Source organism: Paenibacillus sp. FSL H8-0104 (assembly GCF_038050215.1).
GTDB classification, from domain to species: domain Bacteria; phylum Bacillota; class Bacilli; order Paenibacillales; family Paenibacillaceae; genus Paenibacillus; species Paenibacillus amylolyticus.
The window spans coordinates 3,063,419-3,086,577 of record NZ_JBBOTC010000001.1 but is presented as its reverse complement, the minus strand read 5'-3'; the positions used below and the strand labels follow the sequence as shown (position 1 = coordinate 3,086,577).

Annotated in this window: 15 protein-coding genes, 1 pseudogene and 1 other annotated feature; of the genes and pseudogenes, 4 read left to right on the top strand and 12 right to left on the bottom strand. The window is 45.2% G+C overall.

Features of this window, described 5'->3' with window-relative positions; genetic code table 11:
* Positions 1-331: 331 nt before the first annotated feature.
* Complete coding sequence (locus NST38_RS13895) at positions 332-1,567, bottom strand: MDR family MFS transporter (protein ID WP_076249462.1); 1,236 nt, start codon at positions 1,565-1,567, stop codon at positions 332-334.
* A 329-nt stretch (positions 1,568-1,896) separates the two neighbouring features.
* Here NST38_RS13895 and NST38_RS13890 point away from each other — a divergent pair, with 329 nt between their 5' ends.
* Positions 1,897-3,663: an ABC transporter substrate-binding protein gene (locus tag NST38_RS13890; protein ID WP_076249463.1), complete on the top strand. Its 1,767-nt coding sequence runs from the start codon at positions 1,897-1,899 to the stop codon at positions 3,661-3,663.
* Positions 3,664-3,786: 123 nt separating this feature from the next.
* On the opposite strand, the gene NST38_RS13885 is transcribed toward NST38_RS13890, so the two are convergent.
* The 5 genes from NST38_RS13885 to NST38_RS13865 form a co-directional block, all read right to left on the bottom strand.
* Complete coding sequence (locus tag NST38_RS13885) at positions 3,787-6,414, bottom strand: PAS domain S-box protein (protein ID WP_076249464.1); 2,628 nt, start codon at positions 6,412-6,414, stop codon at positions 3,787-3,789.
* A gap of 272 nt (positions 6,415-6,686) precedes the next feature.
* Entirely contained in the window at positions 6,687-7,418 is a 732-nt protein-coding gene (locus NST38_RS31635; RefSeq protein ID WP_370511409.1) for a polyprenyl synthetase family protein, read from the bottom strand.
* A gap of 1,837 nt (positions 7,419-9,255) precedes the next feature.
* Positions 9,256-10,053: a sulfite exporter TauE/SafE family protein gene (locus NST38_RS13875; protein WP_076249466.1), complete on the bottom strand. Its 798-nt coding sequence runs from the start codon at positions 10,051-10,053 to the stop codon at positions 9,256-9,258.
* A gap of 488 nt (positions 10,054-10,541) precedes the next feature.
* On the bottom strand, positions 10,542-11,297 hold the full coding sequence (locus NST38_RS13870; RefSeq protein ID WP_076249467.1) for an SDR family NAD(P)-dependent oxidoreductase: 756 nt from the start codon (positions 11,295-11,297) through the stop codon (positions 10,542-10,544).
* Between the two features lie 325 nt (positions 11,298-11,622).
* Positions 11,623-12,093 carry a DUF6376 family protein gene (locus tag NST38_RS13865; protein ID WP_143781208.1) on the bottom strand — a complete coding sequence of 157 codons (471 nt, stop codon included), beginning with the start codon at positions 12,091-12,093 and terminating at the stop codon, positions 11,623-11,625.
* A 141-nt stretch (positions 12,094-12,234) separates the two neighbouring features.
* Between NST38_RS13865 and NST38_RS13860 the strand changes: the two genes are divergently transcribed.
* Positions 12,235-13,203, top strand: coding sequence for a bile acid:sodium symporter family protein (locus NST38_RS13860; protein WP_036670738.1), 969 nt, complete (start codon positions 12,235-12,237; stop codon positions 13,201-13,203).
* Between the two features lie 257 nt (positions 13,204-13,460).
* On the opposite strand, the gene asd is transcribed toward NST38_RS13860, so the two are convergent.
* The 6 genes from asd to NST38_RS13830 all read right to left on the bottom strand — a co-directional run bounded on the left by asd (position 13,461) and on the right by NST38_RS13830 (position 20,525).
* On the bottom strand, positions 13,461-14,546 hold the full coding sequence (asd, locus tag NST38_RS13855; RefSeq protein ID WP_076249469.1) for an aspartate-semialdehyde dehydrogenase: 1,086 nt from the start codon (positions 14,544-14,546) through the stop codon (positions 13,461-13,463).
* Between the two features lie 168 nt (positions 14,547-14,714).
* Positions 14,715-14,991: a binding site (T-box leader), on the bottom strand.
* Positions 14,992-15,069: 78 nt separating this feature from the next.
* Positions 15,070-15,915, bottom strand: a complete 846-nt coding sequence (locus NST38_RS13850) for a class I SAM-dependent methyltransferase (RefSeq protein ID WP_076249470.1) — start codon at positions 15,913-15,915, stop codon at positions 15,070-15,072.
* A gap of 149 nt (positions 15,916-16,064) precedes the next feature.
* Entirely contained in the window at positions 16,065-16,937 is an 873-nt protein-coding gene (gene galU, locus NST38_RS13845) for a UTP--glucose-1-phosphate uridylyltransferase GalU (protein ID WP_076249471.1), read from the bottom strand.
* Between the two features lie 57 nt (positions 16,938-16,994).
* On the bottom strand, positions 16,995-17,387 hold the full coding sequence (locus NST38_RS13840) for a GtrA family protein (protein WP_076249472.1): 393 nt from the start codon (positions 17,385-17,387) through the stop codon (positions 16,995-16,997).
* The gene (locus tag NST38_RS13835; protein ID WP_076249473.1) at positions 17,380-18,366 is read right to left on the bottom strand and encodes a glycosyltransferase family 2 protein; all 987 of its coding nucleotides are present in this window, start codon (positions 18,364-18,366) and stop codon (positions 17,380-17,382) included. Before NST38_RS13835 ends, NST38_RS13840 begins: the two co-directional genes overlap by 8 nt.
* 50 nt (positions 18,367-18,416) lie before the next feature.
* Entirely contained in the window at positions 18,417-20,525 is a 2,109-nt protein-coding gene (locus NST38_RS13830; RefSeq protein WP_076249474.1) for a glycosyltransferase family 39 protein, read from the bottom strand.
* 204 nt (positions 20,526-20,729) lie between these two features.
* Here NST38_RS13830 and NST38_RS13825 point away from each other — a divergent pair.
* A pseudogene (locus NST38_RS13825) lies at positions 20,730-21,412 on the top strand (response regulator transcription factor).
* A complete protein-coding gene (locus NST38_RS13820) occupies positions 21,412-22,929 on the top strand; it encodes a sensor histidine kinase (protein WP_076249475.1) in 1,518 nt (505 codons plus the stop codon). The pseudogene NST38_RS13825 and the gene NST38_RS13820 overlap by 1 nt, the downstream one beginning before the upstream one ends.
* The last annotated feature ends 230 nt before the right edge of the window (positions 22,930-23,159 follow it).

Here is a 23,159-nt window from a genome sequence, read left to right as displayed (position 1 = left end):
TAATGTTCATCTACAGCTTGTAGCCAAAAGAGATCGAATGAAATGCAAAGCATTTCAACTATCTCCTCTGCATCGCAATAATGATGAGCGTCCACGACAGAGGTGCACAAACATGACTGTCCCAACGCGATCATTGCAAAAAAATTGGATTAATGTCACTATGCTCATGCGTATTCAGTTATCGATTCGAAATCTGTATAGGCATAAACATAATCATCATCCCACCCGTTTCACATATTTGTTGTTTATTGTATTCGCTGGACTAACATCCGTCAAGATAATTTTAACTGAATTGTTATTTAATTCATGCCATTAAACTTTTCAATTCTCGCTACATACTTAATGATGTAGGCTCTGTTTGTTTTTCTCTAACAACAAGACGTCTGTGTGCTATCAGAAGAAAAGGTACTCCCAGGGCAGTCGTCAGTGCAATCGGTAGAAAAACAGCGAAACCATTCTCCGCTCCAAATTGACTTAATAACACCCCGCCCATGACAGGAGCAATGACACTACCGATATTATTGAATCCGATGGTACCGAAATACGTCCCTTTCCATTCCGGCTTCGCAATCCGGTCAATGAGCATATCCATCATGGTGAACAACAACACTTCCCCAATGGTAAATAGTATGACACTCATCATCATCATGAGCACACCTTCAGCGATTCCAACCATCATCAGACTGGTTGCCACCAGCAAGTTACCCACAATCAGAGGAACAAGCGGTGGGAAGTTTCGGAAGGTTCTCACAAGAGGATACTGAATAATCAGTACCGTCACGGCATTCAGGGATAGCATGTACGAGAACATCTGACTTCCATTTTCAAAGATCGGGCTCCTCGCCAAGTACTGTGCCAACGTAGAACTAAAGTGCCCGTAACCCAGAACACAAAATGTGGTACCGATTAATACTGGCAGAAATACACGATCGCGACCGGTGGTCATGAGTGCTTCACGCAAACGTGGTGCGGTTGCCTGGTGACGCTCTGGCAGATTGGCATGCTGTAGCTTGAATTGCAGAAATAATACAAGTCCATAGGCTATGTATACCAAGCCGGAAATCACAAACGGAAACGTCGATTCAGATGATCCCAGCTGAAATCCGATAATTGGCCCAAAGACTACACCGAGATTAATTGCAGCATATCTGAGGTTGAACACCAGCAATTTGTTCTCTGGAGAAGTAATATCCGATAACAGCGCTCTGGAGGTGGGCTCAAATACTGCGCGGCATAATCCGTTTAACGTATTGGCAACAAAAAACACCCATAGATGCTCTGCTGCTGAAAAAATAAAAAACACACCTGCCCAGCTAAATACCGAGATTAACATCACAATTTTGCGCCCGATCCGGTCAGAAATATAACCTCCATAAAAACTGACCATGACACCTGCCAGCGAGCTAACAGCCACAGTAACACCGGTCTGGGTCGGTGTAGCATCTAACACACGTGTCAGATAGATGGATAGAAACGGGATACTCATGGACGTCACAAGACGTCCAAACATGGTTCCGATAATGATCGTCCATGCCAAGGGGTGAATTTGTCTTAAATATTGCTTCATGCGAACTTCTCCTATTCTTTCTAAGTGCTTCAAAAGCGAACTTTTTGAACAACCTCTACTAATTCGTGTTCAAAAAGTTCGGTTTTCAGTACCGAGAAGATGGGATTAAGCTAGAAATGGAGTCGCGGAGCGTAGGGAAAACTACGTGAGCAACGGACATTTCGGCTGAATTCCATATTCGATGCTGATGATGTCTTTAGGCATCTTTCGTAATCAAAAGCGGACTTTTTGAACTACATCTTCTAATGTATAATTGTAAGGATAAAAGGGGGAAAGAAAAGTGTAAACATATGATCACACTTTTCACCTTTAATAGAGGAGTCATGACCATGGATACCCTGCATACACACTTTATAAGGCTCGCCGGGGCCGAACAACTTTCATTCAAACTTCATGAACCTGTAGCGGTAACGATCGATAACCTGTCCGCTGCCTTGTGCTGCACCCCCCGCAATGTGAAATTCATTCTCAGAAAATTGGAGGAGCAAGGCTTCATCCACTGGCAACCCGGTCGTGGACGGGGACATCATTCGGAGTTAACGATGCTGCGTAGTATGAATGAAGCGTTGGAAGCGAGTTTTACCGAGCTTTTGGGTAAAGGCAAAATGAAAGATGCCATTGAACTCATCGGAACCGTTCAGATGGATGATACATTGCGAGAACAGCTCATGCTCTCCCTTCATCAACAGATGGGATTTCACAGCCACGATGAAACTGCCTCAGGTCAGGATATCCTGCGCATCATGAGGTCACGCCAGTTAGGTGATTTGGACCCAGCCTTTGTTTATACTGCATTTGAAATCTACCTGCTAAGCCAGGTCTGTAATACATTGATCACCTATGATGTCAAGACGGAATCATTCCTGCCAGCACTGGCGCACATGTGGGAATGTAGCGAGGACCATCGTTTATGGACCTTCTATCTTCGCAAAGGTGTACGTTTCCACAACGGACGTATCATGACGTCCCGGGATGTGCAAGCGACGTTGCAACGATTGATTGATGTGCATAGTCCGTCCATCTGGTTGTATCGGGATATTGAACGAGCGGAAGTAGCTGGGCATTACTGCATCAAGTTTGTTCTACATCGTCCTAATCGGTTTTTCTTGCATCTGTTCAGTTGTATTCGGATGACAATCCTGCCCTACGATTACAATGTAGCCAATACATTGATAGGTACCGGTCCTTTTCAGATCTCTGAGCTGAATTCAGATGTGCTGGAGCTTACCGCTTTTGATGCGTACTACGGCATCCGGCCACATCTGGATCAAGTCCATTTCTGGTTTGTGCCTGACCTGAGTCCGAATGATCGCTATTATGAGCTACCGGGTACAGATCGATTAAGTCTGACAACAGGCTGTGATCAGACCAACAGTATCAATTATCCGGCGCTGGGTTGTCAGTATATGCTGTTCAATTTTCACAAGGAAGGCATCCATCATCATCCCTTATTTCGACAAGCCCTGCGTATCGTCTATGATTCGGTCGCACTTGTAAGAGATCTCGGCGGGAATCGGATCACACCGGCCAGCAGCTTTCTGCCTTGGAGAAGTGCAGCCCAAGACTGGACCGCTGCCTCTCTTGAGCATGCTCGTGAATTGCTGCATAATTGTGGGTACCAGGGTGAGACGGTAACATTATCGTATAAGCATAATAAGGATGCAGACGTTGCGGAGTGGTTTCAGTGTCGGGCAGCGTCCATCGGTCTGAACATCAGCATGCAGGCTGTTGTGGATTACTTCAACTCAGAGGAAACCATGAACGCGCAATTGATCCTCGCTGAAGAGATACTGGAGGAAGATTGGCAGTACGGCATGATTCATTTTTTCAAAAACCTGTCCAACCACTTTCATATGTGTATGTCTCATGCATTCCAGTCTCTATTGGATGACAAACTGCATCATTTTGCAAAGCTTCATCGGGCAGACCGTACTGCGCTCCTGGATGAAGCTGAAGCCTTGTTACGTGATCACTGCTGGATCTTACATGGCTGTCACATGAACAAGCAGGCTGAACTGGATCAGAGCATCTTCGGCATGCAGATCGCAGAATTCGGTTATCTGGACATCTCCAAATTGTGGATCAAAAATCCTTAGGATTTGTCCTTAGTCGCATCTGTGGGATGCAGGATGGAGGACAAAATCATGGAACAGCAAAAAAAGCTGCTAGCCTATTTTAAGCTAGCGGCTTTTTTGCTCATGAATCCATTTTTAGCGCGCTCAGAGATTATTTTTGATGTAATAGCTCTCCAATGCTTGCATAATGGACTCGATTTTGATCGGTTTGCTGACATACGCATCCATGCCTGCCTTCAAGCAGTTTTCCATGTCTCCTCTTACGGCATTTGCAGTTACCGCAATAATGAATGGGCAACTCTCGGGATGCAAAGCATTTTTAATCGCTTTTGTCGCTTCGAATCCATTAAGCCTTGGCATATGCACATCCATGAAGACAATATCATATGAAGTGTGTTTGACCGCCTCGACTGCCTCAACACCGTCCGCCACATGATCCACGAAATGCCCTTTTTTCTCAACGATTCTGCTAAGGACGAGTTGATTCACCTCATTGTCTTCTGCAATTAAAATCCGTAAGGCTGATGTTCTGCTCTTCTTCTGCTGTTGATCCAACCTGTTGCTCTCTTCACCGTTATTTAATTTAAATTGGGCGGTAAATATAAATATTGTACCCGGTTCATCCGATTCCTCGATCCAGATCTCACCCTTCATAAGCTCCACCAGTTTCTTGCTAATGGCAAGGCCAAGACCGGTACCTTGAGGTTTGCGGGTCATAAAATTCTCCAGTTGGTAGAAAGGTTCAAATAATTGTTGTTTCCTCTCAGCCGGAATGCCAATGCCCGAATCTTTTACCTGAAAATAAAGCTGCACGTTATTGTCGCACTGCTCCTTAACTCCCACTTTAACTTCTACGCCGCCTTCTGAAGTGAATTTGACCGCGTTGCCGATGATATTGGTAAGTACCTGTTTAAGACGATAAGCATCACCATACACCGGAGTTGGAATGACATCTTCTACGCACATGCGAACATCCAGCTTCTTTTCACGAGCCAGCGGTTTTACGATTTGCACCGTCTCGGTCACGATCTCTACGAGATCAAAAGGATCTTCTACCAGATCGGTTTTGCCTGATTCGATTTTGGAAAAATCAAGAATATCATTAATGATGGCCAGCAAGGAATCTCCACTCTTCTGAATGATTTCGATATATTCCTTTTGTTCCCCGCTAAGTCCAGGAGTATCCAAAAGCAAATCCGTCATCCCAATTACACCGTTCATAGGTGTGCGGATTTCATGACTCATCATCGCCAAAAATTCACTTTTGGCCTTATTCATTCTCTCCGCTGTCTCTTTGGCTACCAGCAGTTTTTTCTGCTCCGTAATATCCTTCGCAATCAGGTAAAACCCGACATTGGATGTATTAATAATGATTGGAGCAAGCGTAGCCAAGACTTCTGTCTCAGATCCATTCGTGTGCCGAACAGCGTTGATCTCCTTTTCAGCCATCTCATAGTTACTGCCCAGAATCAGACCCAGATTACTGGCTCCGATAAATCTGCTTATACTTGTACCGATCATTTCAGCCACGGGACAACCCGTCATTTTCACCGCTACTGGATTTGCATTCATAATATTACCATCCATGTTAAACGAGATAATGGCGTCATGATTGTATTTCTTAAGCGAAGTGTATCGCTCCACAGATTCCTGCAATTTAAATTCGATGCGCTTGCGTTCAGTGATATCCTGTAGTGTTCCGTTCAGCTGAACTGGCTGACCATGCTCATCAAGCGTAATTAATCCACGCAAGTGAAGATACTTCTCATTTCCATCAGAGCTGATGTGTTTGTATTCAAAATCGAGCGGTTCACCCTGTTTTACCCCTGCAATATGTTTTTGTAAAGAGGTTATATCTTCGGCATCCATAACATCAAAAACATCACTTATCCGATATGGTTTGCAGGTGCGTTCAAGTTCAAAAATCTCAAAGATCTGATCTGAAAATGTAATATGGTCTAAGACCATATCCCATTCCCAACTACCAATCAAGGCGATACGTTCAGCCTCTGCACTGATATCCTTTTGTTTTTTTCGCTCTGATATATCTCGTCCAATTGTAAAAATCTGCTGTTCATGCTCCGCATCACCAAAGACCTTGTATGTGGTTTCAAACCAAAGATAATGCCCGTCTTTATGGCGGACTCTAATATTCAACAGATTACCTTTAGTCAAATCCATCTGTGAGATCCGTTCCAGATCTTGTGGGTGAAAGGAAGCATTATTGTTTTGGCCAATGACTTCTTCCGGGGAATAACCTAATATTTGTTGGACTGACGGTGAGCAGAACCGACAAACTCCCTCTGAATCGGCAATATAGATGATCTCCTGAGCATGATCCGTAATAAGTTTGAACATTTCTTCACGATGGAGGAGTTTTTGTTCAGACAGTTTACGATTGGAAATATCAACAATATGGCAAACGGAATAAAGCGGTTCATCCGTAATTTCGCTTCGAACCAAGGAAACATGTATTGAACACCATAAGATGTCACCATTTTTATTAATGTAACGTTTTTCGTATTGATTTTCTTTTGAATTACCTTCAAATAGCTCATAACTACAGATCATATCTTGTGAGGAATCATCCGGATGTGTAATATCCTGATACGTGAGATCCATTAATTCATCACTTGTATAACCTAGCATACAACAAAAAGCAGGGTTCACTTTTCTCCATTCTCCTGTCGGAGCAACGAGTGCAATTCCAATAGGTGCTTGGTTGTAGATCTGCTCGAACAATTCGTGATGGTCGACCTTTTGAACCTGCATTGTAAACTCTCCTTTTGGCTTATAAACTCATGTTATAAATAGTCGAAAGTTGATTTTTAATTGGAAGGAAGTTGTTCCACAAAGGATCGGTCCGTTTTAAAACCACAATACCAGCTTAGTACCCAAAAAGTGAGTTATTGAAACATATCTTTTCAAAAGTTTGGTGTCTACAAAGTCAAACAAGGCCTGGAATCCATTCATATGGAATCCTGACCTTTGTCGTTATATATCATAATAAGTCATACGCAACACGCAATCGTTAGTTAAATGAATTAGCGCTCGCGACCAACAAGATAATCCAATAGATGTCTCAGGAAGGGGATAGGCTTCGGCATCTCGTTCAATGCATCTGTAGCAAGACAATAATGCTCCCACATCGCTTTCTTCGCGCCTTCATCACCCAGAATAGACACAAAGGTTGAATTATTGTTCCGCACATCCTGACCTGCAGGTTTCCCAAGAATGAGGTGATTTCCCTCGAAATCCAGCAAGTCGTCCTTGATCTGGAAGGCGATCCCCGCATGATAAGCGAACTTTTTCAGCGCAGCCATCTCCGGTTCCTTCACTTGGGCAAGTATCGCTGGCATGACCAGGGCAGCTTCGAAGGCAATGCCAGTTTTGTAAAAACAGATCATGTTCAACTGCTCCAGCGTCAATGCCTTGCCTTTGGAATTCAGATCCATGGCCTGCCCCATACACATATCCTCTGCTTTTTCAGCCGAATACTGGATGAGTCTGAGCACGGTCGCCGCATCAAAACGATCCAATGAGGATTGCTCTCCAATCGCCTTCTGGATAAGAAATAGACCGGTTAGCTCTGCTGTGGCACTATTGTGCACATGGTGCAGCGTTGAACGTCCACGTCTTGTCGAAGCATTATCCTGCGTAGGCAGATCATCAAAGATCAGGGAAGCAGTATGCATGTACTCCAATGATCTTAGCAGCGGAACGATGGATGATTCATGAAGACCATACTCGCGCACGCCCATAACCCAAGTTAATATCGGACGTAACCTTTTTCCGTCGCCTTGCAAACTGTAATTGGCTGCATCGATCAGCGTTTCTTTCATCTCATGAAGGCCACCGGGCTTCGCAATCTGCAACTCCACATTAATCTGTTCGCGAACCGTTCGAATGGTCTGTTTGAACTCCTCTTTTTCCTGCTTGTCATTTTTCAATTGAAGCACAACCTGATCCCGTAACAATTTATCAAGGAAATCAACGTCATCTGCTTTTCGCACCATCTGTTGAACCAGTTGATTGAATTCAGGCTGCCCAGAGGCAAAGATCGTCATCACTTCATCATATTTTTGCTGCCCCAACCGTTCTTTACAACGCTTCAGCCCGTTAATGGCACGATCCAGTATGACCTCACGGGTCTTGGCATCCGAGTTGTAAACATCATGGATTAGATGAGAGATGACTGCCCAATACAATTCATATGGATTAATCAAATCGGGACGCAAATCTCGATACTTCAAATAGTACGTATATGGAGTTACTGCCCCTTCTTCCATATCGTCAAACATATCGGCAAAATCATCAGCCAACTGATTATATATCCCGTAATAGAACGTCCGCAGATCAAATCCTTCATCCACCGGTGCACTGAGAACAGACCGGACGATTAATCGGGAAGAAGAGGATTTGATAATAATCGGAATGTACAATTCTTCATTGCTATAATTCGCATTGGCTAATTTCTTATTGCGATCGATCTCCTGAGACTGAAAGAATACATAGGATTGCTCTAAAAACGTGCGCTGTTTCTCTGGATGCTGGTAGTTCTTGATGTACTCAAATGCTTCCCGAAGCTCGGAATGTACATATTCAATTACTTCAAGATTGCTGCCTTTCCACTCTCCCAGATCAGGTACAATCCCGGTAAGAAGTGCATCACGTATCATCAGGGAATATTGTTCTTTTTCCTGAACAGTCAATGCTTGAGAATCCAGCAGATCATCCACAAATGGATACGTCAAACCATACGAATAACCAAGTCGGATCGCCGCATCAAATCTCCGGGCACGTTCTTCAGGTGGTGTCTGCTCGTTCATCTCATCGTCCACATGAAGGACCACGCCGAGAATGATCTTGATGAGCTTCCGTTGCGCCTGCTCTGCATCCAGCTCCTTCGGGATGTTGGATGCTACATTCTTTAATTTGTTCATCACCCAGATGACAGCCGTTTCAATGTGCTCCTTCTGTCCCCACCGGTACAACGCAGCCAGACTGATATAATCAGGCTGTCCTTTTCGCCCAGTAGCTGAGCCCATAAAGTATTTTTTAGTATTCTGGACAACATTCTGAATTCGGGCCTGCGTACCCGGAGAATCAAGGGCTTGCCCCAGATCCCGCATATAAATATAGGAGATACTCCGATCCAGGTAATCATCCAGCTTTCCTGTCGTATTCAGCCAGTGGATATATCTATGAACATCCCGGGGATCCGGTTTTCTATTGCTAGGTGATAAAAGAGAAAGCCAGGCAAAACGATGAATATGTTTCTTTTGCCACACATGAATATCTTGGGTAAGTGCTGTTGTATACGTATTATCCATAAGTTGCTGCCTAAGAGAAGTAAAATACTGAGATGCTTTCTGCTCAGCTAGCCGATATCCTGCATCAGCCTGTTCTGTAAGTACGTTATTCATAGGGTGGATACCTCAAATTCTATTAATGTTAAACATGTATCCATGAAAGGAGATGAGGTGCTCCATGGACGAAAACTGAACTCATTTGATCGTGTATCCAACGCTTCAGCTCATGTTCATAACCTTTATACGGCGATCCAACCGTTTGGTTACGAAATCGTCACTGTTCATTCCCATATACGTGATTTTACAGAATGGATGACCAGACTTTGACCGCTGTGATGGCGATAAGTACGATTAATGCATATCGAAGTACCCTCACATTGATCATCGAACTAACCCGTGAACCAAGGGATGCTCCGAGCAGACTGCCGATCACCGTATAGATGATGGGTTCCATCGGAATGTCTCCACCCGTAATTTTCCCTATAACGCCGCCGATTGCGGAGATAAATACAATCGCCAGTGAAGAAGCAATCGTCGTTCGTACGGGGATATTGAGAATCGTCAGCATGATAGGAATAAGGATAAAGGCACCACCCGCACCAACAATTCCTGATACAATACCTACTGCAAAAGCCGTGCCTGCTGCAATCCATCGGTTAAACACCAGTGGAGCTGAGGTATCAAGCTTTCCCTTTCCGGGAATCAGCATTAGCACAATCGCCATGATCGCCAGAATGCCATAGATCAGATTAATAACCCTTCCGTCCAGATGACCGGATATGAACCCGCCGATCAGACTGCCAGTAAGAATGCTGGAGCCCATGTATAGCACCAAACCTCGGTGAACGATCGCCCCACCGCTTCTACCCGTTTTTACTTTTCTGCGAAATGCAATCACACCAGCAAGTGAAGCGAAAAACACTTGAAACATACTAATCGACGATACCTGATGTGCTGAGAACGGCTCCAATCCCACCCAGGATGGAACATATAACAGTAGCGGATAATTGATAATGGCCCCACCAATACCCAACAAACCGGAGAAGAATGAACCGACCAGACCCAGTATAAACATGATGACAAAAAGCAGAAAATCCATCGGTTATGCGCTTCCTTTCGTGCAATATAAATCTCATCTCGATACCACTCAAAAGTGCTATACAAGGTGAATATAATCCGTTATAATGAAAACCAAGTAAATTAATCCGAAATGAGTGATTAAGCATGTTTAACGTGTTGAAGACTCTTTTTGAAAATAAATGTCCACAGTGCAACGAAAAATTACAAGTTCATAACGATGCGTTGTGCTCGACCAAAACTTGTTCTCAATGTCATTACAAAGAAGAGAGTTATGGCTCTCTCGGCGTTCGAATTGTCTATGACACCACAAAATGATAAAAAGCTATAACCTTATTAATTGTATCACGATCTCTGAAATTTCGGGATGATTCGACAAACTTATTTCCATCTCATATGCCATGATTACTTTATAATGAAAATACAAAAACGGTACAAAACGAATTAATCGTTCTGCACCGTTTTTTTTCTGTTTTTTTGAGATGAGTTCTCTTAATTTTAGAAGGTTATTTATTTGGTTTTGAAGCTGAGGAATCCATCATCTACGGCTACGGTTGTACCGTTCACTGCGCTTGCTGCATCACTGAACAGGAATGTAACCACACTGGCTACTTTCTCCGGTTGAATGAGCTCTCCACGCATATGTTGAGTAGCAAGTGCATCTTTCATGGCTTTGTCATCACCCAGAATCGGTGTTTCGATAAAGCCAGGTGCTACACCAACTACACGAATTCCATGCTCAGCAAGTTCCAATGCACCGGATTTCGACATCATAACAACAGCAGCCTTGGCTGCATTGTAGTTGAAGCTGCCTACTGCAGCAACACTTCCATAGATCGAAGCTGTATTTACAATGGTACCTTGTACATTTAATTCAACCATTTTTTTCGCGCCATAATACATGCCGTAGTATACACTGTGCTGATCTACATCAATGACTCTGTGATAGGATTCCGGGTCCATCTCCAGAAACGGCTTCACAAGTCCAATGCCTGCGTTATTGAAAATACCGCTTAACGTACCATATTGCTCTACGGTCCAGTCGATCAAGGCTTTGATCTCGTCCCCTTTGGATACATCCACTTTGTACGCGCCCGCTGTTCCGCCTGCTGCTTCAATCTCTGCCGCAAGCTTCTTGGCTCCGTCTTCATTGTAGTCAGCGACAACAATAGTCGCACCTTGATCCGAAAGTTGAAGTGCTGTTTCTTTACCAATACCACTGGCTCCGCCTGTAATAATGATTACTTTTCCATTGTGTTGAGTCATAACTCAGCTCTCCTTTGGCAAAATATTTTTAGGTGCAGCTCTAAACTTATAGTAAGTAACTATATTTTATTAACTTATATACTTATCATACGCCTCTGTCCCAACCTTGTCAAACCATAGATCATCTTCACATAAATAAGAGATAAATGTCATATACATCTCCTATTTACATGATATAGTCTAGCTCCTGTAATATTAAATATGCATGAGTTTTCGGAAAATAAAAAAGCGAGCATAACGGTAATTCAATCATTCCGATATCTCGCCCTTATAAAATATGAGAATTTCAAACTGTGTTGTCTTCCATATTGAAAATTAATTCAACTTATTCACCCTGAAGTCCGCTAAGCGGATCTTTCAAATTATTGATATTGGTGATCAGTTCAGGAATGCCTGTCTTCTCCCAATTTTCTGCCGTAAAACCTTGCTCTGCAATTGTATTCTCGAAATTGTTCACGACTTCTGTTAATTGCGTATTATAACTGACCAGATTCTCATGAATGCTCTCTCCTATTGCAGGTGCAGTCAACTGAGAAAATTCACTTGCTTCTGCTTGGATCAGATCGATTTTCTCCTGAATCTGCGTTGTAATCTCCGGATTATTCACCGCACCCGATGCGAGCTCTTGCAGATCAGCCCCGGCGTTTGATACCTGTTCTATATAATCAGTAGCCCCACTCACATAATTTAAACTTTGATTAGCTTGTTCCACGACAGAACATGCCGAAATCAAAAGAATACTTGATGCAATAAGGCCTGTCATCATTAATGTGTTCTTTCTTTTTCTTATAAACATGATCATCTCCCCTTCTCCTAATCGGAATCCTTGTTCCAAGTCCATAATACCTGTTCAGACTACTTCATTGCAAATGGGTCTGCAGCCAACGTTATTAACATGTATAATAGTAAAATCACACGGTAAAGGGATGTCATGATTATGCTTCAAGCTTTGAACCAACGCTTGAACCGCATCATGCCACTGATTACCCCAATCAGCATTATTATTGGCGTGTTATGCGGGAGTTTTCTTTCTTCTTATACCTTTTTATCTCCTTGGCTTTTTGCGTTCATGACGTTCGCTGGAAGTATCAGTCTTGGGATACGGGATTTTGTGAACGTGCTGAAAAAGCCGTTCCCCCTGTTTGTATGTCTGTTTATTTTGCATTTGGCGATGCCTCTAATTGCTCTTGGTATGGGTCATCTGGTTTTCCCTACAGATGCGTACACCATAACGGGCCTTGTTCTGGCAGCCGTGATTCCGACAGGAATAAGCAGCTTCATCTGGGTCAGTATCTATCGGGGCAATATCGCACTTACGCTATCCATCATCCTGATTGATACCATGCTTGCTCCTTTTGTAGTGCCCGGGGTGTTATCCCTGTTAATCGGAACCAGTGTCACACTGGACACAGCAGCCATGATGAGCAGTCTGTTCTGGATGATTGTTGTACCATCCCTGCTCGGTATGCTGCTGAATGAGTGGACCAAAGGCGGCATTGTCCCGGTCTGGGGACCAAGGTTGAATCCGTTATCCAAATTGTTCATGGCATCTGTCGTTGCGATTAACGGATCTGTCGTTGCGCCCTACTTGGCTGATTTCAACTGGAAGTTGGCTGGTCTTGCGGTCATCATTATTTTCCTGGCATCATTCGGTTATGCGCTAAGTTACTTCATCGCCCGATTGCTAGGCTGGAACGAGGCCGATCAGGTCGCTCTGGTGTTCAATGGGGGCATGCGTAATATCAGTGCTGGCGCAGTACTCGCTGTTTCTTATTTTCCGCCACCTGTTGCTGTCCCCGTCGTGCTTGGCATGGTATTTCAACAGATGCTCGCTTCCCTGACAGGTTATCTGCTCGGTCGTCGATCGCAGCTTCTGCAAAAGTCGGATAAGACATCCGCTGCCTAACAAAATATTGGATAAAAAAACGCCGACATGATTGTCGGCGTTTTGATTTGTGTTGCTATTATTACTATTATTGCTACGATACTGCTACGTTTCGTAAACCTAGTAATTTGTTTGTGAAAATATTGCTGTTAAACCTGTAGCAACGATAAGAATGTAGATTTACCAATGCTTGTCCACAATAGAAAAAACCATCAACGAGTGATGGTTTTACTCTAATCATTTTCAGAAATCTGTTGCTGCTCATGATGCCTTTATGCTTATTTCGGTTGAATATATCCTTCGGCTTTAAGCAGTTCTGCGATCAGAACCGCACCACCTGCCGCTCCGCGGAGCGTGTTGTGGGACAATCCAACGAATTTGTAATCATAGAGTGAATCTTCGCGCAGTCGGCCTGTGGAGACACCCATTCCGCGTTCGATGTCACGATCCAGTTTTGTCTGTGGTCTGTTCTCTTCTTCAAAATACGTAATGAACTGTTTTGGTGCACTTGGCAGAACCAGTTCCTGTGGACGACCTTTGAACTGCAACCAACGCTCCAAAATTTCGTCTTTACTTGGTTTTTTCTCGAAGTTTACAAACACAGTAGCCAGATGTCCATCCGTTACCGGTACACGAATACATTGTGTTGTAATTAATGGAGCCGATGCTTTGACGATCTCATTATTTTCGATGCTACCCCAGATCCGCAGCGGTTCCTGCTCACTCTTCTCTTCTTCGCCACCGATGTATGGAATGACATTATCAAGCATATCAGGCCAGTCCGTAAAGTTTTTACCTGCTCCCGAGATTGCTTGATACGTGGAAGCCACGACCTGAGTCGGGTTGAACTCACGCAAGGCGTGCAGTGCTGGCACATAGCTTTGAATCGAGCAGTTTGGTTTTACAGCAATAAATCCGGTTTTTGTGCCCAGACGTTTGCGTTGAGCTTCAATCACATCCAGATGTCCCGGGTTAATCTCGGGGATTACCATCGGTACATCCGCTGTCCAGCGGTGAGCCGAGTTATTGGACACGACAGGTGTGCCTGTTCTAGCGTAAGCTTCTTCGAGCGCTTGAATTTCATTCTTTTTCATATCAACAGCGCAGAAAATAAAGTCAACCTGGCTGGCAAAAGCCTCAACCTGGGAAGCATCCTGAACAACGATTTTCTTCACAGCTTCCGGAATAGGAACTGCGAGTTTCCATCTGCCTTGTACGGATTCTTCATATGTTTTACCTGCCGAATTGGCGCTTGCAGAAATAGCTGTTACTTCAAACCATGGATGTTGTTCGAGCAGGTCCACAAAACGCTGACCCACCATTCCTGTTCCTCCGACGATACCAACTTTCAATTTTGCTGACATTCAATCATCAATTCCTTTCGGTTTAAGTGATTCTTCTCTTCAAATCAATTTCATAACTCACCAAAACGTATTATGAAATTGACTTCCTAATTAACACTATTCAGGCAATTCCAAAGCGTGTAGTCACACCCCGGAAAAACCAAAAAATCCCATCCCCAAGACAATAGTCTCAGGGACGAGATTGAACTCTCGTGGTACCACCCAGATTCGCCAATATGTCACCATATCCGCCTCTTCAAGTAAAGGTTTACAACCATGTTGCTAGCTGTAGACCGTTCATACTCTAGCTCTGTAACAGGAGCTCCTGTCACACCATCCCTTAATGCTAAGTTCCGATGTGCTGCTCTGAGTCTTTATTCAATAAAAAGTTCTTTACTCCTTTTCAGCTGCCGGAGCTCTCTTTGAAAGAATGATTTTTATCTACTCGTCTCTTCGTCGCATTTGATATTGCGATTATAATATCAAAATTACTGTGATGAAGTAAACACATTTTTTTAGATCATGGAATTTATACGTTATTTCTTTACTGCTTTTTGGCAACCATCGCATACGTTCCCAGTGGGCTCCCAGGCCTCGTGGCATGATGTGTCCTAAGTAATTTCAGTTCGGAAAGAAGAAGTGTCTTTACTTTGTCCGGGATCGGAAGCAGTTTCAGTTCCACAGGCGCTTCTGCCAGTGTCATTTCGGTTTCCCAGCGACCGTCCTGCAGCTCGGGAGAATGGATCGAATTCTCTTCCTTAATCGTCCAGCCTGCCGCAGAGACAAGCTCATGGATGTCCTCCGGTGTAAAAAGCGTGCGCACATTGGAGAAGCTGTTCTCCTTGTAACATTCGACCTGAGACTGAATCAGAACGGATAACCAATGTGAGAGCTGGCTCACATCTGTAACTCGGGCATCCCATTCTGCAAAACATAACTCATGTCCCCACGTCCTAACCTTGCTAAGAATCTCGGCGAGTTCGTCAAACGATTTCAAGTACCAAGAACAATGGGAAAGTACAATAACATCAAACTCATTCTCGGTGAATTGAACCTGATCACTTAAAATGTCAAAATCATAATCCATTCGAATTCGATCACCCAGTGGAGATCTCCGCAGCTTGGCTGCCGCTTCGCCTACGGTCAGCGGTGTACCATAATCCTCTGGTGCAATATCTACACCATGAACGTACCCGTGCTCCCCCACCAGATGTGCAAGCACGGCCGTTGTATCTCCCTGACCACACCCGATTTCCAGAACCCGGCTGCCTTCCTGTATCCCCCAAAAGAGTCCCAGTTTCATCCGATGCTCGGTCTGAATGTACTGATTGGCGCCGTTGTCCTCCACGTCCATATACTTAATAAGGTCCCTGATGATAGATTCATTCATGATTCCTCACTCCTCAAAGAGCAACCTAAACTTCTTGCTAATTGTAGCGTTACTGGAATAATTGTACAATACTAGAGTCTATGACAGAACCATGGCACGGAGGAGAACTCGTCCTATAGCAGATCTAAACCTCTGCTACATATCAATTCCTATGCCCACTGAGTTGCAAGCTTCTGAAGATAGGGTGTCAGCATAGGCTGTAATTCCTTGCGCATCAGTCCGATTTCCAAGATCGCCTGAATATATCCGAATTGATCGCCTATATCGTAGCGACGCCCCTCCAGTTCAAGGGCCAACAGTTCCTCCACCTGACTTACTTCTTTCAAAGCATCCGTTAACTGATATTCCCCTCCAGCCCCTCTCTCGATCTGATCCAGAATAGGAAAGATGGAAGGTTTCAGAATGTATCGTCCCATTACAGCTGTTCGGGATGGCGCTTCTGCAAGAGAAGGTTTTTCGACCAGATTGGTGACCCAGTGAACCCGGTCCTCTGCACCATTCGAATCAATGATGCCATATTTGCTCACATTTGCCGCGTCTACCTGACGAACACCAATGATCTGGTTGCCTGTCTTTTCATAGAGATGGACCATCTGTGCAAGTGCAGGTGGATCAGACACCATAATGTCATCTCCGAGCAATACAGCGAAGGCATCATCTCCTACAAATTGCCGTGCACACCCAATGGCATGCCCCAATCCCAGCGGTTCTTTTTGCCGAATAAAATGAATATTTGCCATCTCGCTGATGGCCTGCACCTCTTCCAGTAAAGACTGTTTGCCCTTGGCATATAAAGAGTGTTCAAGTTCAACCGATTTATCAAAATGGTCCTCTATGGATTTTTTGTTGCGTCCGGTCACAATGAGGATATTCTCAATGCCTGATTGCACTGCTTCTTCAACAATGTATTGGATGGCCGGTTTGTCTACAATCGGTAACATCTCTTTAGGCTGTGCTTTGGTCGCTGGCAGGAAACGGGTTCCGAGACCCGCTGCCGGAATAACTGCTTTTTTAATTCGCATATCATCATACACTCCTTTCATTTGCTTCTTATAACCAATATTGCACGCTGTGGGCAGCTAAGTAGCGATACGAAACACCCAATATCTGCTGGCCATATAGTTCAGAACCATCCCCATCAAGGTCGCCAGGATTTTGCTCATCACGAGACTCCAACCCAGCATGTCGTGCAAAGTCATCAGAATGAGGGTAGATAACGCGAGAACGATGAGATTGGTGATTAGAAAACGAATAAGTTTTGCTCTATCGCCACCTCCTCGTGCCGTATCTCGAAAAGTCCACCTGCCGTTCATCCAATAACTGTTCGCAACACCGCAGCTGTACGAGATTACTTGAGCCATCAGAACCGGTACACCGACCACTGCAAGCAAAGCAAACACCACCGCATCCACTGTCGTATTTGCAACACCCACAATACCGAACTTGAAAAGTGTCACCAGACGCTTAGTCATGATGAGCAACTCGGGCTGTCAATCGGGATTGCGCTTGCTGGCCCTCGGCCTGCACCACATCTCTCACAATGTATAGCGGACGCGCCTTGGTCTCATCATAGATGCGGCCCACGTACTCGCCCAGAATGCCCAGCATGATCAGGATGAATCCGTTAAACATCAGCATGATACTCACAATGGATGGCCATCCCTTAATTGTTGAATCTGTAAAGATGGCCGAAACAATAACCGTTAACATATAGATGAATCCGCCAACCGACAGGATCGCACCTACATAACCTGCGAGCTTGAGCGGTTTATACGAAAATGAAGTAATGCCGTCCAGGCTTAGTTTCAACATGCGTTTCAGCGGATATTTTGTTTCGCCTGCCAGACGTTCATCACGTTCATATTCAATCGCAGTCTGACGAAATCCGACCCAACTGACCAACCCCCGCACAAATCGGTTTTTCTCCGGAAGACGTTTCATCTCATCACATACTTTGCGGTCAATCAGGCGAAAATCTCCGGTGTCTACCGGGATATCCGTATCCGTTGAAGCACGAAGTACACGATAGAACAGGCTTGCCGACCATTTCTTAAAGCGAGTTTCCCCACTTCGTCTGGTGCGACGGGCATATACGACTTCATAGCCCTCTTTCCATTTGGCGATCATATCCAGTATCAGTTCGGGAGGGTCCTGCAGATCCGCATCAATAATAACCACCGCATCCCCCACTGCATAATCCATACCAGCTGTTATCGCAATCTGATGTCCGAAGTTACGGGCAAAATCTATCAGCTTCACACTCTCGTCCCAACGGGCGTAATCACGGATCATCTGTGCACTTCGATCCACGCTGCCATCATTAACAAACAACAGTTCATAACTCTCTCCTGTGCTGCCCATGACCTTCTTCAGACGCCGATAAGTCTCCTCGATCACCGCTTCCTCGTTATACATGGGAATAATAATGCTGTATCGGTACGCGTGAGCCATGTTTGTCCCCTCCCTTTTCCAATGGACTTCGTTCGAGATTTTTATTTCGTCTACAATTTCACTTCATACAAAGTCGTCTGTCCGCCGAATCCAAATCCAGCTCTGTTTCCGGTGTCTCCGTTATCCGCAGATCCGCTGTCGGTGCCTGTCTGCCATTCTGACGTTGGAATCTCGGTTCCGTGTTCTTTGATCCAATCGCTAATATCCGAGTTCCCTCCGCGGCCACCCATGCCACCAACCATGAAGTATTTCACTTGCCCGCTCTTGATGAGTTGCTCCAGTTCCTCCGTTGTGTACACCGGGTCTGACCCGGAGAAACCTCCAAGCGTAATGACCGCTGCTCTTTCATCGATGATATAAGGCGCTGCCTGATTATAGTCCGTAGTGGCGAAGAGATACGTTTCGCCTGTATTGTGCTCCTTCAGATAATTCAGTGTGGCTGTATCCACTTCTTCGTTACGGTTGCCCATTCCCGCTCCACCAAACATACCATTGGAACCAGTAGGTCCTGCTGCCGGAATCATGCTGTTACCACCATAAGTAATTGGGGTGAATGCCCAGTAGATTGGACCGATCAGCATCACCATGAATCCCGTGATAATGAAGCCCTGTTTCCATTGATGTGTGCGATGAAGCATAACGACCAGGATGATCATGACCAGAATACCTGCGATCAATTCACTAATGGACCAGCCTGCACCAATCGTATCGTTATACACCTGCATGATATACCAGCCGAACAGAGTCGTCAGCAACACGGACACCGGAAGCAACCATGCCTGCCAGCCATTGCGATCATGATATGACTTCCACATCGCTACAAATCCTGCGCCAGTCAGCGCCGCAATTGGAGGTGCAAGCATAATCAGATAATACTGATGGAAGAAACCTGCCACACTGAAAAAGGCAGCAACGGGAAGCAGCCAGGCCAGCCAGAACAAGGCTTCCTTGTGCTTGTTGGTTATATTTCTCCGTCTTAATCCTGCAAATATGGCAATGCATCCAAGCAGCACAACTGGCAGAAGCCAGCTAGCTTGACCTGACAGTTCAGTCTGGAACAGACGCAGAGGACCTTTCTCCCCTGTACCAAACATGCCTCCCATGCCTCCGCCGAAATCTCTTCCGTTTGGCATTTCCATATCATTTGGCATCTGCCTGTTCGGGAAATCGCCATTCGAACCATTCATGCCGCCCATGGTGTTCAAGCCATTCGAACCATTCATATTATCGTTATCCGGTGCATTGACATCTTGCCCAGCGCCAGGAACTCCACTGCCTGTCTGATTAGGACCTGAAGACGAGTCTCCTCGATTGCCACGATTATCTCCCTGTCCCATACCATTTGGCATACTTGCGTTACCTGCAGTATTCTGCTGACCCGTTAGGCGAGCCAGACCATTGTATCCAAAGGCGAGTTCCATGACCGAGTTTGTTTCACTGCTGCCGATATAAGGCCGCTCGTCTTCGGGTATAGAATCCACACTGACCGCCCAGGATAAGGAAACCACCGCCAGAACCGCTGTGATGCCGATCAGCAGGATGATCTTCCTTCTCCATTTCGCCTGAAATGCAAGCAGATAAAACAAGTAAAAAGCCGGGAGAATCATGTAGGCTTGAAGCATTTTCATATTAAAGGCTACGCCTATTAACCCAAAAGCAACCAGAATGCGCCAAGTACTGCCTTGTTTGCTGCCTTTGAACAAAAACCATGAACCCAGCAGTAGTGTAAACACCAACATGCTGTCAATATTGTTGGTCCGGCTGACTGCCGCCACGACAGGCACAGTCGCCATCGTAAGTGCCGAGATTCGTGCTGCTGCAAGACCATATGTAGGTTTCACCATGAAATAGATCAGGAGTACCGAACCGATTCCTGCTAATACTTGAGGCAAAATAACACTCCATCCGTGCAATCCGAATACATAGGCAAAGGCCGTTTGGATCCAGAAGACAACAGGTGGTTTATCAACAGTTACTGAGCCTGCCGAGTCGAGTGATGCATAGAAAAAGTTATGGAAGTTGCTGAGCATACTCCCAACGGCAGTCGTATAATAGGAATTGGCATATTGATCGTTCCAGATACCGTACCCATTCAGAAATGCCGCCAGTAATACAATCGGCAGAAGGACAAGATCCATCCTTCTTTTGGTGTTATTCAAAGTTAATCACTCCTTCAAAGTTCTTCATGTCTAGTATTGTGACATGCCAAAATAAAACTGGGATGAGTGCCCGCTGAATGTTGTCTGAGGATAATTCACAATCCTTTCAGCTAAATTTCAGTTTGGCAAGCGATAATACTACATACAGTCCCTCCGAAGTGAGGGAGAAGTCTAGATGAAACGGGCAAGGAGAGAAGGCACATTATGAAGCTTAGCAGCGGAATTAAAATACTATTGGCTGATGATGAACCGCATATTTTACAATTTCTAGAGCTTGGATTAAGCAATGAGGGCTTCGATGTGCGCACCGCACCCGATGGAGCCGCTGCGCTTGAGTTGGCGCTTGAATTCAAGCCACATATGGCTATTCTGGATGTCATGATGCCAGAGATGGATGGATTCGAAGTGGTCGAGCGTCTGCGTAAGACCGGTGCCGAGGTTGGTGTAATTATGCTGACAGCGAAGGATGAAGTCGAGAATCGGGTTAAGGGCCTTTGGTTAGGTGCTGACGATTACATGATCAAACCCTTTGCCTTTGACGAGCTGCTCGCCCGGATTCAGGCCAGACTGCGGAATCAATTTCCTTTATTAATAGGAGCCGTCACCCACGGTCCCTTCCGAATTGATGATCAGCGCAAAGAAATCACCTATCAGAATCAGGTCTTGGAGTATCTCCTACCGAATACGAATTGCTAAAATTCATTGTGCTTAATCATGGGATTGTACTGAGTAAAGCGACCATTCTAAGCCGGGTGTGGGGGTATGATTTTGGCGGGGAAGAAAATATTGTGGAGGTATACGTTCGTTCCTTGCGCGACAAACTCGGGGATAAAGAGCATAAACTCATTCGCACGCTTCGGGGTGTCGGGTACAGGGTGGATCTCTGATGAACTCGCTGCCTAAGAAAAATAAACTTCGTTTAAGACGTCTGCACCAATGGATCTGGCCTCGTTCATTACGATCTCAATTGCTCTCACGTTCTCTGTTCGTGCTTGCTGGGCTGTTATTGTTAATCGGTATCCTTCAATTCTGGATCATGGAAAGCTTTCTCTACCGGAATCAGGCAAAAACCATGGAAGAACAGCTCATGTCCATGCCCCCGGTTTGGCTCGGAATCCAGTCACGTAACGGCTCTTCCAACAATCCTTTTGGTGGACAGGCAGGAAACGGGTCTGGTAATCGGGTGTTGTTTATTCCTGACCGTTCACTGGCTTTGTTTGATAACCAAGGTACGTTCGAGGATATTTTTGGAGAAGACGGTCTGAAAGCCCCTCAACTATCAACCGCTGAATATCAGGACATTACAGATGAGTTGAAAGAACAAAAACACATTCCCTACCGGATCGTCACGGATAGCCAAGGGAATGAGCAATTGATTGTATTTGCTTCACCCGGTCCACGCAATCGCGGTTTACCGATGGTACAGATGGGCACGGCTACAAAGCCACTGAGAGACTTGATTATTAAACAGCTTCTAATCTTCCTCATGTTATCGCTGTTGGCCATGGTAGCCGGTCTTATTCTATACACTAAGGTATTACGCCGGACGCTGGTTCCCCTATCTAACATGGTGAATAAAGTACAGCAGATCGATGCAGGCAGCCTCGCAGAACGCCTTCCCGTCGTTCAGGGACAAGAGGAAGTGGATCAGCTCGCAGTTTCATTCAATGGCATGCTTGAAAGGCTGGAGAACTCGTTTGAAGCGGAGCGGGAATCGAAAGAGCAGATGCAGCGTTTCTTGTCTGATGCTTCTCATGAGCTTCGTACCCCACTCACCTCCATTCACGGCTTCATTGAAGTTCTACAACGGGGTGCAGCGACCAATCAAGATCAATTGTATAAAGCACTGGACAGCATGCACGGTGAATCCGTACGAATTAACAAGCTGGTTGAAGATTTGCTGTTACTAACCAAGCTGGATCAGGCTCCAAAGCAGGAGCGGGAGGTCATTCAGCTAGACAGTCTGCTGCTCGAAATGCAACCACAACTCGCCATGATGGCTCAGCAAAGATCCATTCATCTTGATCTGACGGCTGAAGTGTATGTACTTGCTGACGCTTACAAGGTGAAGCAGGTGGTGTTGAATCTGTTCCATAATGCGGTGCAGCACACCGATCCTGAGCATGGAGCCATCTCCATAACGTTATATGCCACGCACCATAAGGCTGAATTATCAGTGAAAGATAACGGAACAGGCATTGAACCTGAACATCTGCCCCATATCTTTGAGCGATTTTACCGCACAAGCAGTTCTCGTTCGCGCAAACAAGGTGGCGCAGGTCTCGGTCTCGCCATTACCCGCTCGATTGTGGAGTCGCATGGTGGGAATATTACCGTACAAAGTCAGGTAGGCGTGGGAACTGACTTTATGATTTTGCTGCCGCTGCATAAGACTGATGTCTAGGCTGAGCTTCGGCTATACGTAAGCTAAAAGTTGGCTATACGTAGCTCTAGGTAGATCTACTTGATCATTACGCAAGCTCTAGGCGAGCTCTCCAAACGCTGCTTTTCTTCCATTTTAATTCCGCCTTTTTATTGCATGAAGAATCCCCCTCTCATTTCGGTTGAGGAATGAAAAGGGATTCTTTTTGTATCCGATTATTATGGTGGTAGCCCAATGGGTTTCAGGCTAAC